Below are 14062 nucleotides of genomic sequence, written 5' to 3'. Positions count from 1 at the left end.
ACTGCAACAAGGGCGGTTCACAAGGAAATCTATACTAAACCTACATCATTGTAACATGTTTTTAAAACGCTTTCCTTATAATTTAACCTCATGAATTACAGTATTTTGATATCAATATCATTCCAAAAATCGAATACTTGGATATTATTGGATATTACCATTAATACAAATTCACACAAAAAAAAGCACCTCTACAACATGGGATTACCTAATCCGCATTAAGAGGCACTTTATTTCTTCAAGCATTATTAGGTATTTTTTCTTTCAGCTGAGAACAACTCATGCCATAAGATTCGCAAGAGCAACTGGAAATACCTTATGATTTTTCAATTTGTACATTCGCTTGATGAACACGATCAAGCAGATCATTGAACTGGAGCAGAAGCGACCCAAATTGATCATGAGTCATACTTGTTTTTTCCTGGATGCATCCTGGTACAGACAGAGCTTTTTCCCGTAATGCGCTTCCCTCTGTCGTCAAAGAAATCAGCACCTTACGCTCATCTTGAGTGGAACGCTTTCGATCGATAAGCCCGGCGTTCTGCAATCTCTTCAATAGCGGAGTTAGTGTGCCGGAGTCCAAATATAGTGCCTCCCCCAATTCCTTCACTGTACATTCTTCACGCTCCCAGAGCACGATAAGTACCAAATATTGCGAGTACGTCACACCGAGCTTTTCCAGATAAGGCTGGTATAGCTTCGTAATCTCTCTGGAGCATGCATATATGGCAAAGCATAACTGATTATCAAGTTTCAACGCTGTACCTTCATTAGGATTGTTTTCCATGCTGTCTGATCACCTACTTTCGTCATTATTTTAGCACATTATATAATAAAATACATGCTAATTGCACAAAATACTTTACAAACAATAATTATTTTGATAAATTAAATTGTGTAAAATATAAATTGAACGAGAGGCAGTGATTGGATTATGATGACCATTCAACAAAAAATGTATGAAACAACAGTAAAAGCGGTTGGTGGACGTAACGGTTATATCGAGTCTTCTTCCCCTGAACTTCGTTTAGATATTGATACCCCAAAAGAAATGGGCGGCGCAGGCGGTGCAGGTACGAATCCAGAGCAATTGTTCGCAGCAGGCTATTCCGCTTGCTTTGACAGTGCTTTAAATATGGTTGCTCGCATGCAACGTGTTAAGCATGAAGGTACTGAAGTAACAGCTACGGTCCATTTCGGCAAAGTGGAAGACGGCGGCTTCGGAATTGGAGTAAACCTCGATGTACTGGTAAAAGGCGTAGATCATGAAACTGCATTAAAACTGGTGGAAGGCGCACACGAACAATGTCCATACTCCCGCGCTACCCGCGGTAATATTGAAGTGAAACTGAACGTTTTGTAACTTAGATTTTATTTAGTACATGTAGGGGGACGTCTTCATCTCTCTTCATGGATTCAATAGTTTCGTTAGAATGAATTTCACAACAAACCCCTCAACCGTTTTTGTCGAGGGGCTTGTTATCCTTTCAGCTATCCCTTCGTTAAAGACTGTTTGTTTTTTTCCATCAAGTAACATGGGAGATGCTGCATAAACGTATATACGAAACTGATATACTCATAGTATAATCACTAATGTCATAATCTTATTTTTCTTCTCCAGATCTTTATTGTCTGGAGCTTTTTTTGTCCTTTTTTCCATTTTCTATTGTACATACCCTTTGGAAAAACTCTTTCATAAAAATGATCGTGTTATAACTACTAAGTTTTATCGCCTTTTTAATTTTTGGGAAAACTGGCATTTGCTCTATCCATATGGCGGTATTGAATAGCTTCAGCCACATGTGAAGTCAAAATTTTCTCTGAGTCATGTAAGTCTGCAATGGTACGCGAAAGCTTGAGAATTCGATCATACGCGCGCATGCTTAAACCGAGTGCGTCCATTGTCTGGTCAAGCAACTCTGCTGCATTTTTTTCTAATACGGCGTATTTACGAAGCATCTGACCGGACAGCTCACTATTCCATGAAAAGGGAAGCTTGCTGTATCTATGGATTTGTATCGCTTGAGCAGCCAGTACCTGCCTTCGCATTTCAGCGGATGACAATGATTCTTTTTCCTCCCGCCAATCCTTCGGCTGCGATACTTCAAGCTGAAGATCAATCCGATCCAGCAGTGGACCGGAAATACGTGAACGGTAGCGGGCTACTGCTGCAGGTGAACAGGTACAGCGCTGATGTTCCGTATCATTTCCGAAAAAGCCACAGTGACATGGATTTAAAGAGGCAGCAAGTAAAAAATGCGCCGGATACTTAAAAACAGCACGTGAACGACTGATCGTAACATTGTGGTCTTCCAATGGTTGGCGCAGCACTTCTAGTACATGACGGCTAAACTCAGGCAACTCATCCAGAAATAAAATCCCCCGGTGTGCAAGACTGATTTCTCCTGGTTTGGGTATACCTCCCCCACCCACCAAACCAGCAGCAGAGATCGTATGATGAGGCGAACGGAAGGGACGAATATTCATCAGATGAGGCGATGACTCCTTCCACTTCCCGGCAGCGCTGTATACTTTGGTGACTTCAAGCGCCTCCTTTTCAGTCAAAGGCGGAAGGATAGATGGCAACCTGCGGATGAGCATGGTTTTCCCAGCCCCCGGCGGTCCCATAAGCAGGATATTATGCATTCCGGCTGCAGCGATGACTAACGCACGCTTGGCGTGCAGCTGACCCAGCACATCGCTGTAATCCTCCATGTTACTAGTTATCTCTTCTTTCTCACACAACGGTATTTGCTCTGCCTGAGGTAAATGGTCATAGGAACAGATCATGACTTGTTTACTGGCAGTACAACTCTGATTTGTCGCTTGCCTATCAACAGTCCCTTGTGCACGATCTTCAATCGGAATAAGATCTGCTAGATGCCGTATAGCGTAAATACGTATACCCGTAATCAGACGAGCCTCGCTTGCGTTTTCCTGGGGAAGCAGCACGGAGTTGAATCCTTCTCGCTTGGCCAGATCAACCATGGACAGTACCCCATTCACAGGGCGAATACTGCCATCCAGCGCCAGCTCGCCAATAAACAGCGTCCGTTCTCCCACGGGTAAAACGACCTGTTCACTGGTTGTCAGCAACCCTAAAGCGATAGCAAGGTCAAAAGATGAACCTTCCTTACGCAAATCAGCAGGAGCTAAATTAATCGTGACACGCTGGGAGGGATATTTAAAGCCACAGTTTTTAATTGCTGCTCTGACACGCTCCACTGCCTCTCGAATCGCCGAATCCGGCAATCCTATAATCGCTGTCTGAGGCAAGCCATTGGACAAATCAGTTTCAACTTCAATCAGAACGCCATCTATTCCATACAGACAAGCTCCATGTAATTTTCCATACATATCAAAAAGCACCTCTCCTCATATTGGAATGCTCCCTTTCGGGAATCATTGCATATATGAAAAAAGGTGCTTCCAAATTTTCATTCTTTGCAAATGTGATGTTCGAAATTTTAGCTCCGAACCATGCTTTCAAAAATCTTGACTAAGTTTATCTGACGACAGATTATTTGTCAAACAAGGTCAGCTTATCGGCTGCCGGAGTACGTGGTCTTGATTCCGGGATAACGTCAGGATAGCCTGCATATATCATTCCTATTACCTTCTCACCCGGTTGAATTCCCAAGTGCTCACGGAACTTAGGCGAATACAAAAATGGCTTTGTCACCCAAAACGTTCCGATTCCTTTGCTCCATGCGGCAAGCATAAAGTTTTGTACAAGCGCGCTGACCGCTGCAAAATCCTCATCCCAAACCGCTTGACGCGGGTCTTCTTCCAGCACTACTAAAAGCTGAATCGGGTTGTGCAAAATGCCGCTCTCAAACTTGTTGTCCTTACCGATGTCGGCTGCAATTGCTTTTGCAAGCTTTTTCCGTCCTTCACCAGCAAATAACAGAAAACGCCACGGTTCACGCATTTTATGATTAGGAGCCCACACAGCGACGTCCAGCAGCTCTTTGATCGTATCTACCGGAATGGAGTCGGATTTAAATCGTTTAATCGTCCGGCGTTCCTGAATTACATCTATGACATGTTCACTAAAGGTATGCTTTGTCACGTAAATCCTCCTTCACAGGTACAACTTCTCGATATTCATTTTCAGATGAAAATGATAACTATTCTCAATAAAATATACCTGTAGCTTTCCTTCCTGTCAACCTGTACATATGAATTCAGTCCCGCACTCTTACCTTCGAAAAAGCTCTTACTCTTTTAAAATGCGCCTATTAAATGGTCTGTAACAACTGCCTTTTCGTCAGTTAATTGTGCAGAAATCATGTCAAAGCGGATTGGAGCTTCTCCAATCCCGTTCATATGCAAATATACAGCGGCTGTTTGGCGAACTTGGGCTATTTTACGCGCAGTAACTGATTCTGCTGGCGTTCCATATTTGGAGCTACTTCGACTACGTACCTCAATAAACACGAGTATATGCTCCTGCTTGGCAATCAGATCTATTTCACCACTGCGGCATCGCCAATTACGCTCTATGATTCGGTAACCCAAGTTTTCTAAAAACAAAGCTGCTGCCTCTTCGCCCATCGCTCCTTTGGCTTTCCGTTGGTCCTTGCTTCCAGCCTTCATCTCATTACGCATCACCAGTCATCCCTTGATGCAAGCCGATCCATTTGATATATATAGGTAAGCACCTCTGCTACCAGCTGATAGAGCTCAGCAGGGATTTGTTCGTCCAAATCAAGTTTGGATAGTACTTCTACCAGCGCAGCATCCTCCTGTACTGGAACACCATGTTCTTTAGCTTTTTCTAAAATGCTATCCGCAATACGGCCGCTCCCTTTGGCAACGACAATCGGTGCTTCGCTCTCACCAGGCGTATATTTAAGGGCGACCGCCTTCTTTATGGAAGGAGAAGGAGGTTCCAACGGCTCTTTCATATTTTAAGATCGACTCCTTTATACGGCTGAGGCACATAGCTTTGTACTTCAGAAGAGGCGAGGCTGTTCTGTTCAGTCCTTATGGGCATGGGCTCGGTACGAAGCGATAGAAGCTGGTATCCTAGTGACTCCAACGCTGTGTGAATGGATTCACGCCCACTGGTTAACAACGAAGCCGCCCATTCATGATCATTATGAAGCTTGACACTTACAATCCGATCTACAACCTGGACATCTACCAGGGTCGGTCCAAGCCCCTTCATGTCCAAATCAAACCAAAGACGACAGTTGGAGGCGTCCAGCTCTCCTCGTTTGCCGCGGCGTGACTGAATCTGGATCGTAGCTGTTTCACGACCGTCCGGTCCAACGAACGGAATAAACATGTGTACTTGCGCAAAAGGCGCCGTTCGGTCTGTGTTGAGCAGCAACTGCTGACCTGTCAGGTGCTGTACAACCTGTTGGGCCGCCTCTTTCAAAGCGGGCGGCAGATCGTCACTGCTCATCAGCTGGAGCAGCGCCCCTTTTACGGTGTCTGCGTCTGCTGACACCGTGTCCCCAGACGCAGCCGCTAATCCCGGCAGCGTCTGGGGCATTCCCTCTGGCGGCTCCATACGTGCCGCCGCCCCTTGCGCGACCTGTGTAGTCGCGCGGTGCACTTGCTGCTCGTGCTCTGCACCGAGCAGCTTCAGTACGCGGCCCACCCACGGGTCTTCCGTGGGGGTGAGCTGCGGGCTGGACGCTGCAGGCTGCGATGCAGTGGCGTCTGCGGCCCGCGAGGCGCCAGCCGCCCGCTGCGCCACTTCCGCTGCGGGCGGCTCTGGCGTAGCGGTGCTCAGTGCGGGCGGCACCGCCGCGCGTAGCTCTTGCAGCAACGTGCGCAGCCGCTGGAGCGGCACCTCTGGCGCAGCAGTGTTGCCTGCTGTGGATTGCGGCACAGGGGCACCAGCCTGCTGTGTGGAGAGACGGTCAGCCGTGGCTGCGGTTAAGGTGGGCTTTGCCCCTGCAGGCTCTGCCGTGGCAGCCGCTGGAGCGCCATCCGCATCCTGTGTGCTTGCCGCAGTAGCTTGCTGTGACTGTGACTGCTCCACTCTGGTGCGGGGACCATTTAATGCATCAGCACTCGATTCTGGCGCATTTACGCCAGCTTCCGATGCCACTGTCACTCCGCGTCCATTGGCTGCCTCCGATTCTCCTGAAGCAGTCCCTTTGGCTGCAGATGTAGCCCCCGTCGCAGTATCTGAATCTGTTGCCAAAGCACTCGCTTCACTCACTGCAGCAGCAAGGTTGGCTGCTTGAGTCCCTTTTAACAATTCCTTGCCGCCTGTGGTTTGTCCAGCTTCTGCCTGCTTTGCAGCGGTAGAAGCATCCTTAGACAATAGAGGAGCTTGGCCTTCCTGTCCATCTACCACCACAGAAGAAGCACCTGTTGGACTAGCAGACATTCGGTCAGCGTTCTTTATAGCTGTCGATTCCCCCACTGAACGGTCAGTGGATATTACCTGTGCTTGCTGTTTTAATACCATTTCAAGCTCTTGCTCCAGCGAAGACAACAGATCATTTAAAGGAGGCCCAAACATCGCTTGACGCAATCCGTTTATGCTTTCTGCCGTCAATGGAAGTCCCCGCTGAAAGGCAACTGCCGCCGCCTGCACAAACGTTCCCAATTGTACATTGCCGCTTTGCTTCGCCATAGCTTCTCGCAAAGAAGCCGCATTTTCCGACGTCAACGGCACACCATTCTTTTGCATTGCCTGTATAAGCTCCCTGTTCTGAGCTGTATCCGGCAGTCCCACCGATTCCAATACATCTGTCAGCGCTACGGTTTGCTGTGGTGTATTGGCCACATCGTTCAGAGGCTTAAGCACCGTCATTCCGCTGGGGGAAGCCGGTTGAACCTGAAACGTTGTAGTCTGTCCAGGTTGAAGAGGGGTCTCCAGCTTTGCCCTGACCTGAGAACCTTGTATTTGCAGCACAGCCTCACCGCCGTCCTCAGACACCTTTAGCACGACTCCTCGTACGACCTGACCTGGCTGCATATCAAGTTTTTTAGCCTCTCCAGCCTTCACATCTCCAAGTAATCCACGAAATACAGATCCGATGTTCATATCGCCCCTCCTCTCACTCTCCCCATTCAAAGGGGCTTATGGTATTAGTTATACTTTATATCGGCATTGTCCCGATTCATAATAAGTAACTACAGATCAAACAGCGTCGGTTGCTCCGTCAACAAATTGCCCAGAAAGCTGCGTCTATGCATCTTTGTAGGTCCTAGCGCCAAAATTTGTTCCCTGTGCAACTTGGTAGCGTAACCTTTATGTATACCGATCCCATATTCCGGATACTTCGCATCCCATTCACCTTTACACAGCCGATCACGGGTTACTTTGGCGATGATAGAGGCCGCCGCAATGGACTGACTGTTCGCATCTCCTTTAATAATAGAGAGCTGAGGAATAGGCACATCTACCTTTTCTGCATCCACCAGTAAATAATCAGGAGATACATGTAAAGCCTCAATAGCCTGCTTCATAGCCAAACGAGCTGCCTGCTTAATATTGATATCATCAATCGTGTGCGCGTCTACATAGCCAACTCCTACAGCAATAGCCTTCTCCATAATCAGCTCGTAGTAAGCTTCTCTCTTCTTGTCCGTCAATTTTTTGGAATCATCCACACCTTCCAGTAACTCACCCACTGGTAAAATGACTGCTGCGGCCACAACATCACCAAACAGGCATCCACGACCTACCTCGTCAATACCTGCAATCCGCTCACAAGACTGCTCCCAGCATTTTTTTTCATAATGTAGCATGTCCTTCACTACAATCTCTTTATTTTCCATATTCAATACCTGCCCATCTATATGTAGTTTAACGCGTCATTCATGCCGTAGCTCTAGCGATTGAATTCAGCTTACCACAGACCTTCACCGTCCAAAACCCTTTTCTAACTACCTTCAAATACCAAAAAAAACCTTCCTCCTCTCCGGAGAGATGGGGAAGGTTCTTCCTTGCCACAAAATGCTATGTTCTGCATCGGTGTACCAGTAAAATCAGTAAGGAGCTTCCAAACTGAATCGTCCCAGCTTCCCTGCACGCAGCTCACGCAAAATGATTTTTGACGCCTTTTCGAGATCTACACGTCCGCCGCTAACAATACAGCCACGTTTACGTCCGATCGCTTCCATAACGTTGACAATTTCATCAGGATTTTCTGTATCTTCAGGACGTTCGGTGAGCTCAAAGCGCTCTGCCATTGCATCCCAATAGTACTGAACCAAATATTTAGTCGCAAAAAAGGCAATATCCTCGACATTCAGAATTTCTTCCTTGATCGCACCTGTAACTGCCAGACGATAGCCTACATTCTGATCCTCAAATTTAGGCCATAGAATACCTGGTGTATCCAGCAATTCAATTTCTCCGATCTTGATCCACTGCTGTGCCTTCGTTACCCCTGGACGGTCACCCGTAGCTGCAATATTACGTCCCGCCATTCGGTTGATCAGTGTCGATTTACCGACATTCGGAATACCAACAATCAACCCACGCATAGGACGCGGGTTCATTCCCTTCCTAATCTGCCGATCTATCTTTTCCTTAAGCAGCAGCTTAGCCTGAATCGGAATTTCTTTTAGTCCCGTCCCAGTTGTGGCATCCACCGGAAGGGCCACATGCCCCTGCTCCTTAAAATAGGCAATCCATTGCTGTGATACTACCGGGTCCGCCAAATCTGCTTTATTCAAAATAATCATCCGCGGCTTACCTTGCAAAATATCATCAATCATTGGATTTCGGCTGGAGAGCGGCAATCGAGCATCAATCAGCTCAATGACCAAATCAATTAACTTTAATTTTGCTTCAATTTGGCGGCGCGCTCTGGTCATATGACCAGGAAACCATTGAATCGTCACCGTCATCACCCCATTGATCGTAACTCCTACTTTTACCCTTAAGCTCTTAGTTAGGATTACGGCAGCTATGCTGCTTATTAGTTATTCTAGTGGTTAATCCACTGCATATCTTTCGCCGGCCAGAAAATAACGTCAGCCCGACCTACGACTTCCTTCAAATCAATATATCCAATCATCCGACTGTCTGTACTATTGGAACGGTTATCTCCCATTACAAAAATATGCCCTGCCGGAACTTTTCCATCCTTAAACTTCTCATTTGGAAAATTTGTAAACTTGTTGTAAAGCTCGCCATTCTGATGCGCTTCTTCTAAAGGAGCTTTCAAATAAGCTTCCTGAATCGGCTTACCATTTACTGTAATCGTGTCACCTTCTACCTTGACCGTATCTCCTTCAACGGCAATGACGCGTTTGATAAAGTCTCTTCCTTCCTCCGGCACATGAAACACGATCACTTCGCCTGGTTTAGGGGCACGAAAATCATACAAAATCTCATTTACAATGACGCGTTCTCCGGTATGAAAGTTAGGCTGCATCGACGGGCCATCCACAATAAACGGCTTAAAGAGAAGCCAGCGGATTAAAAAGACAAGCACTAACGCAATAATGATGGCCTTGAGCCACTCAAAAATCTCATTTTTTGGTTTACGCTTGGGCGTACCATCCTGATCAGTTGGCTGCTGTACAGCTCCTTGTCCTACTTCTTGCTCCATAGCTCACTGTCCTCTCTTTACGGTCAATAATCCACAGTTCCCTATGTACGTAGAAAAAACGAAAGGAGCTTGTAACCAAGCCCCTTTCGTTATTCGTTGTATTAACGACGAATTTCTTTAATTCTCGCTGCTTTACCGCGCAGTTCACGAAGATAATAAAGCTTCGCACGACGCACTTTACCACGGCGAGCCACGTCGATTTTATCGATTTTCGGGGAATGAAGCGGGAAAGTTCTTTCCACACCTACACCGTAAGAAATTTTACGAACTGTAAAAGTCTCACTGATTCCACCACCACGGCGTTTAATTACAACACCTTCAAACAACTGGATACGCTCACGAGTTCCCTCAATAACTTTCACGTGCACTTTCAAAGTGTCACCAGGACGAAAGTTAGGCAAATCTTTACGCAGTTGTTCTTCAGTGATCGCTTGGACGATATTCATCTATGACTCCCTCCTTCCGTACAGGTGTTCATGCTTCTTCTGGAAACACAACCGTTTCCTTCATCATCCACAGAGGACCACCGTATTACACACAACAGATGTATTGTATCATGGAGGATACCGCATTGCAACAACAAAAAGGGATTTGACCAAACATTATTTAATTGACTCCATTATAAAACAGGTCACCGCCTGCTTTCAAATCCACTCATGTCTAAGGCGCTTTATTGCTTATCCCCCAAACAGTCAGATTTGCGCTGCTTCTCAATCCACACGCGCTCCTTGCCTGTCAGTTCAACCTGTTCCAACAGGTCTGGTCGGCGTTCCATCGTGCGACGTAACGCCTCTTGTCGTCTCCAAGAATCAATATTGACGTGATGCCCTGACAGGAGTACATCGGGTACTTTCCAGCCCCGAAACTCCGCAGGCCGGGTATAATGGGGGTACTCCAGCAGCCCCGTACTAAACGAGTCCGTTACCGCACTCGTTTCGTTCCCCAGCACTCCTGGTAGCAACCGTGTCACACTGTCAATGACGGCCATGGCTGGAAGCTCACCACCAGTCAATACATAATCTCCGATAGAAAGCTCATCCGTCACCAAATGCTCTCGAATACGCTCATCATAACCCTCATAATGCCCACATATAAAAATAAGATGGTCCTCTTTAGCCAGCTCTTCCGCTTTCTTTTGCGTAAAAGTCTCGCCTTGTGGACACATCAAAATGATACGCGGAGATTTTATGTCTGTGTTACTTTCTACCCCTACATGTTGGATAACTTCATCGGCTGTCTCTAATGTTGGTTGCTCTGATTTATCCAACAGCGCTTCCACGGCAGCAAAAATAGGGTCAGGCTTCAAAACCATGCCGCCCCCACCGCCATAGGGCGTATCATCCACTTGTCCATGCTTGTTGCCGGCATACTGACGAAAATTAACCGCTTGCAGTGATACAATTCCCTTATCCCTTGCTTTTCCCAGAATGCTTGCATTAAATACTCCATCAAACATCTCTGGAAACAGGGTCAGCACATCCACCCTCATTACAGCAGACCTTCCATTAAGCGTACCGTAACCCGTTTTTCACGCACGTTTACATCCAAAATAACATCCTCTATATACGGCAATAGCAGTTCCTTGCCTTTAGGCATTTTGACTACCCATACATCATTGGCTCCCGGAGTCAAAATTTCTTTGACCACGCCGAGCTCATTTCCGTCTTCGGTCACCACTTCCATGCCGACTACTTCATGAAAATAGAATTCATTTTCTTCCAATTCGCCTAACCGCTCAGCAGATACCTTCAACAATGTACCTTTATATTTTTCAACTTCATTAATATTGTGATACTCCTTAAATTTAGCGACAACCATATTTTTTTGAAAACGCGCTGTTTCAACAGTTACGGGGATCGGCGCTTTACCTTCCGCCGGAACAATCAAAAGCTCACTACCTTTAGCAAAACGATCTTCTGGGAAATCTGTCGTCGTTAATATCTTAAGCTCCCCACGGATTCCATGGGTGTTCACAATTTTTCCGACATTAAACAATTGTTGCATCGTGTTCCTCCTGCTTGTAATCGGTCCCGCTCCATATCATCTTCATCATGTACGAAAAAGGGTTAGGACATACATCCTAACCCACTTTCGTATATCTTTAAGATATGATGTCTACGGTAACCCGTTTATCCATCTTAACGGCTGCTGATGCAACCACAGTGCGAAGCGCCTTGGCGATACGACCCTGCTTACCAATGATTTTGCCTACATCCTCAGGATGCACACTAAGCTCATATACAACAAGCCGATCCTTCTCCAAGGTCTTCACGGTTACATCTTCCGGATGATCGACTAAAGCCTTAGCAATGATTATCACTAATTCTTCCATGGTTGACCCTCCGTATCAGCACCTTATTTCTGTAGTTTAGACTCATGAAACTTTTTCATTACGCCCGCTTTGCTAAGCAAGTTACGGACTGTGTCGGATGCTTGTGCACCATCTTGCAACCATTTCAGCGCTTTATCTTCATCAATTTTTACAACCGCTGGTACTGTGATTGGGTTGTAGTAACCGATTTCTTCGATAAAACGACCGTCACGCGGGGAACGAGAATCAGATACCACGACGCGATAGAAAGGAGCTTTATGTGCACCCATACGTTTCAGACGAATACGAACTGCCACGAAAATTCACCTCCTTCAAAAAGTAGACTGTATATTGTTATCCCATAATTCCAAGGGCCTAATGGCCTTAGCGGAAAGGAAACTTCATACCTTTACCCATACTCTTCAACTGCTTCATAGCCTTGTTTTTGCCACCCTTAGGTCCCATCATATCTGAAAACTGCTTCATCATGCGACGCATTTCGTCAAATTGCTTTATCAGACGATTTACCTCAGCCAGTGATGTTCCACTGCCTACAGAAATACGTTTGCGTCGGCTATGATTAATCATGTCTGGGTTTTGCTTTTCCTGTGTGGTCATAGAATGAACGATAGCCTCAATCCGGCCCATCTGTTTGTCATCCACTTTGATATCTTTCATTTGCTTCATGTTGCCCATACCGGGAATCATATCAAGAATCTGGTCGATTGGGCCAAGCTTCTTAACTTGATCCATTTGCTCCAGAAAATCTTCAAAAGTAAACTCGGCATTACGCATTTTCCGTTCCATTTCCTTCGCCTTATCGGCGTCGATATTGGACTGCGCTTTTTCAATCAGGGACAACATGTCACCCATACCTAAAATCCGTGAAGCCATCCGTTCAGGATGAAACGGCTCCATCGCATCCAGCTTTTCACCCAATGTAGCAAACTTGATCGGACATCCCGTCACAGCCTTAACCGATAAAGCTGCACCACCACGAGTGTCACCATCCAGCTTCGTCAGTACAACTCCCGTTAGCTCGAGGCTACTATTAAAGTGCTCTGCAACGTTAACCGCGTCCTGCCCCGTCATGCTATCTACAACCAGTAGAACTTCATCCGGCTTGACGTTGGTATGAATCTGGCGCAACTCTTCCATGAGCTCTTCATCAACATGAAGACGACCCGCAGTATCTATAATAACGTAGTCATTACCATTATCCTTAGCATGCTGCAAACCCTGTTTTGCAATTTCTACCGGGCTTGTCTGATCTCCCAGAGTAAATACAGGAGTATTAATCTGCTCACCAAGGACCTGAAGCTGCTTGATCGCGGCTGGTCTATAAATATCACCAGCTACAAGCAATGGACGATGATTTTGCTTTTGCAACAATTTCGCCAGTTTACCAGACGTCGTCGTCTTACCTGCGCCCTGGAGACCCACCATCATAATGACCGTAGGCGGTTTGTTTGCTTTGGCAAGCTTGGCCTGACTGCCACCCATTAACTCGGTCAGTTCCTTGTTCACGATGTCGATGATGACCATGCCTGGCGTAAAGCTGTCCATCACTTCCTTACCAACGGATTTCTCCTTTACCTTGGCAATAAAGTCCTTTACAACCTTGAAGTTAACGTCCGCCTCAAGCAAAGCTAATCGTACTTCACGCATCGCCTGAGCTACATCATCCTCAGACACTTTTCCTTTGCCGCGCAGTTTACTGAATACATTTTGCAAGCGAGTCGACAATCCTTCAAATGCCATACTTTCGCACCTCCTTGTCTACCAGGGTTGTTTGTTCTTATATCTATATGTCCTACAATTCCTGCAGGCGATTTACAATTTGATGGACATGTTGCAGAATGCCTTCATCGGACTCACCGATTTTACCGAATGCCTCATACAACGTCTTATTTAATTCTTCGAGATCTTGGATTCTACGCTCATACTTACTTAGCAAACCAAGCTTTTCCTCGTACATTTCCAATACCTGTTCAGCACGTTTAATATGTTCATATACTGCCTGACGGCTAATTTGAAATTCCGATGCAATTTCCCCTAAAGAAAAATCATCATGAAAGTAATATTTTAAAAACATCTGTTGCTTCTCTGTAAGCAGAGGTTCATAGAAGTCAAACAGTCGGTTAATCCGGTTTGTCTTTTCCAGCCGATTCTCCTGACTCATCTTGTATACCTCCATCGTCAAGGAAAAACACTT

The 14062-nt window shown here is 46.1% G+C and carries 17 protein-coding genes; 1 reads left to right on the top strand and 16 read right to left on the bottom strand.

The annotated features are described in order from the left end of the window. Nucleotides 1-316: 316 nt before the first annotated feature. Nucleotides 317-787: a MarR family winged helix-turn-helix transcriptional regulator gene (locus tag KAI36_RS09990; RefSeq protein ID WP_023988180.1), complete on the bottom strand. Its 471-nt coding sequence runs from the start codon at nucleotides 785-787 to the stop codon at nucleotides 317-319. A 147-nt stretch (nucleotides 788-934) separates the two neighbouring features. On the opposite strand from KAI36_RS09990, the gene KAI36_RS09985 reads away from it, so the two are divergent. After that, a complete protein-coding gene (locus KAI36_RS09985) occupies nucleotides 935-1363 on the top strand; it encodes an organic hydroperoxide resistance protein (protein WP_025723282.1) in 429 nt (142 codons plus the stop codon). A 374-nt stretch (nucleotides 1364-1737) separates the two neighbouring features. Here the strand turns inward: KAI36_RS09985 and KAI36_RS09980 are convergent, their stop codons facing one another. From KAI36_RS09980 to KAI36_RS09910, 15 genes are all read right to left on the bottom strand, one after another. Then, a complete protein-coding gene (locus KAI36_RS09980; RefSeq protein ID WP_220027639.1) occupies nucleotides 1738-3357 on the bottom strand; it encodes a YifB family Mg chelatase-like AAA ATPase in 1620 nt (539 codons plus the stop codon). Between the two features lie 163 nt (nucleotides 3358-3520). Continuing rightward, nucleotides 3521-4072: a nitroreductase family protein gene (locus tag KAI36_RS09975; protein ID WP_025723284.1), complete on the bottom strand. Its 552-nt coding sequence runs from the start codon at nucleotides 4070-4072 to the stop codon at nucleotides 3521-3523. Nucleotides 4073-4227: 155 nt separating this feature from the next. Then, nucleotides 4228-4611: a YraN family protein gene (locus KAI36_RS09970; protein ID WP_025723285.1), complete on the bottom strand. Its 384-nt coding sequence runs from the start codon at nucleotides 4609-4611 to the stop codon at nucleotides 4228-4230. Beyond that, on the bottom strand, nucleotides 4611-4910 hold the full coding sequence (locus tag KAI36_RS09965; RefSeq protein ID WP_023988176.1) for an EscU/YscU/HrcU family type III secretion system export apparatus switch protein: 300 nt from the start codon (nucleotides 4908-4910) through the stop codon (nucleotides 4611-4613). The genes KAI36_RS09970 and KAI36_RS09965 overlap by 1 nt, the downstream gene beginning before the upstream one ends. Continuing rightward, the gene (locus KAI36_RS09960) at nucleotides 4907-7015 is read right to left on the bottom strand and encodes a DNA ligase (RefSeq protein WP_220027638.1); all 2109 of its coding nucleotides are present in this window, start codon (nucleotides 7013-7015) and stop codon (nucleotides 4907-4909) included. Before KAI36_RS09960 ends, KAI36_RS09965 begins: the two co-directional genes overlap by 4 nt. A gap of 89 nt (nucleotides 7016-7104) precedes the next feature. Next, nucleotides 7105-7752, bottom strand: coding sequence for a ribonuclease HII (locus KAI36_RS09955; protein WP_209941739.1), 648 nt, complete (start codon nucleotides 7750-7752; stop codon nucleotides 7105-7107). 210 nt (nucleotides 7753-7962) lie between these two features. Next, nucleotides 7963-8823, bottom strand: coding sequence for a ribosome biogenesis GTPase YlqF (ylqF, locus tag KAI36_RS09950; protein ID WP_220027637.1), 861 nt, complete (start codon nucleotides 8821-8823; stop codon nucleotides 7963-7965). An 86-nt stretch (nucleotides 8824-8909) separates the two neighbouring features. Beyond that, nucleotides 8910-9536 (bottom strand): signal peptidase I, encoded by a 627-nt coding sequence (gene lepB, locus KAI36_RS09945; RefSeq protein WP_013309866.1) that lies wholly within the window; start codon nucleotides 9534-9536, stop codon nucleotides 8910-8912. 101 nt (nucleotides 9537-9637) lie between these two features. Then, nucleotides 9638-9982 (bottom strand): 50S ribosomal protein L19, encoded by a 345-nt coding sequence (gene rplS / locus KAI36_RS09940; protein WP_010346403.1) that lies wholly within the window; start codon nucleotides 9980-9982, stop codon nucleotides 9638-9640. 224 nt (nucleotides 9983-10206) lie between these two features. Beyond that, nucleotides 10207-11025 carry a tRNA (guanosine(37)-N1)-methyltransferase TrmD gene (trmD, locus tag KAI36_RS09935; RefSeq protein ID WP_220027636.1) on the bottom strand — a complete coding sequence of 273 codons (819 nt, stop codon included), beginning with the start codon at nucleotides 11023-11025 and terminating at the stop codon, nucleotides 10207-10209. Beyond that, nucleotides 11025-11540, bottom strand: a complete 516-nt coding sequence (gene rimM / locus KAI36_RS09930) for a ribosome maturation factor RimM (RefSeq protein WP_013309864.1) — start codon at nucleotides 11538-11540, stop codon at nucleotides 11025-11027. Before rimM ends, trmD begins: the two co-directional genes overlap by 1 nt. 97 nt (nucleotides 11541-11637) lie before the next feature. Next, the gene (locus tag KAI36_RS09925) at nucleotides 11638-11868 is read right to left on the bottom strand and encodes a KH domain-containing protein (RefSeq protein WP_013309863.1); all 231 of its coding nucleotides are present in this window, start codon (nucleotides 11866-11868) and stop codon (nucleotides 11638-11640) included. A 23-nt stretch (nucleotides 11869-11891) separates the two neighbouring features. Continuing rightward, entirely contained in the window at nucleotides 11892-12164 is a 273-nt protein-coding gene (gene rpsP / locus KAI36_RS09920) for a 30S ribosomal protein S16 (protein ID WP_013309862.1), read from the bottom strand. Between the two features lie 67 nt (nucleotides 12165-12231). Next, entirely contained in the window at nucleotides 12232-13608 is a 1377-nt protein-coding gene (ffh, locus tag KAI36_RS09915; protein WP_013309861.1) for a signal recognition particle protein, read from the bottom strand. A gap of 52 nt (nucleotides 13609-13660) precedes the next feature. Next, on the bottom strand, nucleotides 13661-14029 hold the full coding sequence (locus tag KAI36_RS09910) for a putative DNA-binding protein (protein ID WP_069291713.1): 369 nt from the start codon (nucleotides 14027-14029) through the stop codon (nucleotides 13661-13663). Between the last annotated feature and the right edge of the window lie 33 nt (nucleotides 14030-14062).

It is taken from the genome of Paenibacillus sp. S02 (assembly GCF_019454065.1).
GTDB classification, from domain to species: Bacteria; Bacillota; Bacilli; order Paenibacillales; family Paenibacillaceae; genus Paenibacillus; species Paenibacillus polymyxa_B.
Note: the sequence above shows the minus strand (reverse complement) of the source record. Positions and strands in the feature narration are given on the sequence as shown.

Bases quoted from the DNA above. Each gene is read 5' to 3' on its own strand.
- KAI36_RS09990 (WP_023988180.1), bottom strand. From the start codon at position 787: ATGGAAAACAATCCTAATGAAGGTACAGCGTTGAAACTTGATAATCAG.
- KAI36_RS09985 (WP_025723282.1), top strand. From the start codon at position 935: ATGATGACCATTCAACAAAAAATGTATGAAACAACAGTAAAAGCGGTT.
- KAI36_RS09980 (WP_220027639.1), bottom strand. From the start codon at position 3,357: ATGTATGGAAAATTACATGGAGCTTGTCTGTATGGAATAGATGGCGTT.
- KAI36_RS09970 (WP_025723285.1), bottom strand. From the start codon at position 4,611: ATGCGTAATGAGATGAAGGCTGGAAGCAAGGACCAACGGAAAGCCAAA.
- KAI36_RS09965 (WP_023988176.1), bottom strand. From the start codon at position 4,910: ATGAAAGAGCCGTTGGAACCTCCTTCTCCTTCCATAAAGAAGGCGGTC.
- KAI36_RS09960 (WP_220027638.1), bottom strand. From the start codon at position 7,015: ATGAACATCGGATCTGTATTTCGTGGATTACTTGGAGATGTGAAGGCT.
- KAI36_RS09955 (WP_209941739.1), bottom strand. From the start codon at position 7,752: ATGGAAAATAAAGAGATTGTAGTGAAGGACATGCTACATTATGAAAAA.
- lepB (WP_013309866.1), bottom strand. From the start codon at position 9,536: ATGGAGCAAGAAGTAGGACAAGGAGCTGTACAGCAGCCAACTGATCAG.
- rplS (WP_010346403.1), bottom strand. From the start codon at position 9,982: ATGAATATCGTCCAAGCGATCACTGAAGAACAACTGCGTAAAGATTTG.
- trmD (WP_220027636.1), bottom strand. From the start codon at position 11,025: ATGAGGGTGGATGTGCTGACCCTGTTTCCAGAGATGTTTGATGGAGTA.
- rimM (WP_013309864.1), bottom strand. From the start codon at position 11,540: ATGCAACAATTGTTTAATGTCGGAAAAATTGTGAACACCCATGGAATC.
- KAI36_RS09925 (WP_013309863.1), bottom strand. From the start codon at position 11,868: ATGGAAGAATTAGTGATAATCATTGCTAAGGCTTTAGTCGATCATCCG.
- ffh (WP_013309861.1), bottom strand. From the start codon at position 13,608: ATGGCATTTGAAGGATTGTCGACTCGCTTGCAAAATGTATTCAGTAAA.
- KAI36_RS09910 (WP_069291713.1), bottom strand. From the start codon at position 14,029: ATGAGTCAGGAGAATCGGCTGGAAAAGACAAACCGGATTAACCGACTG.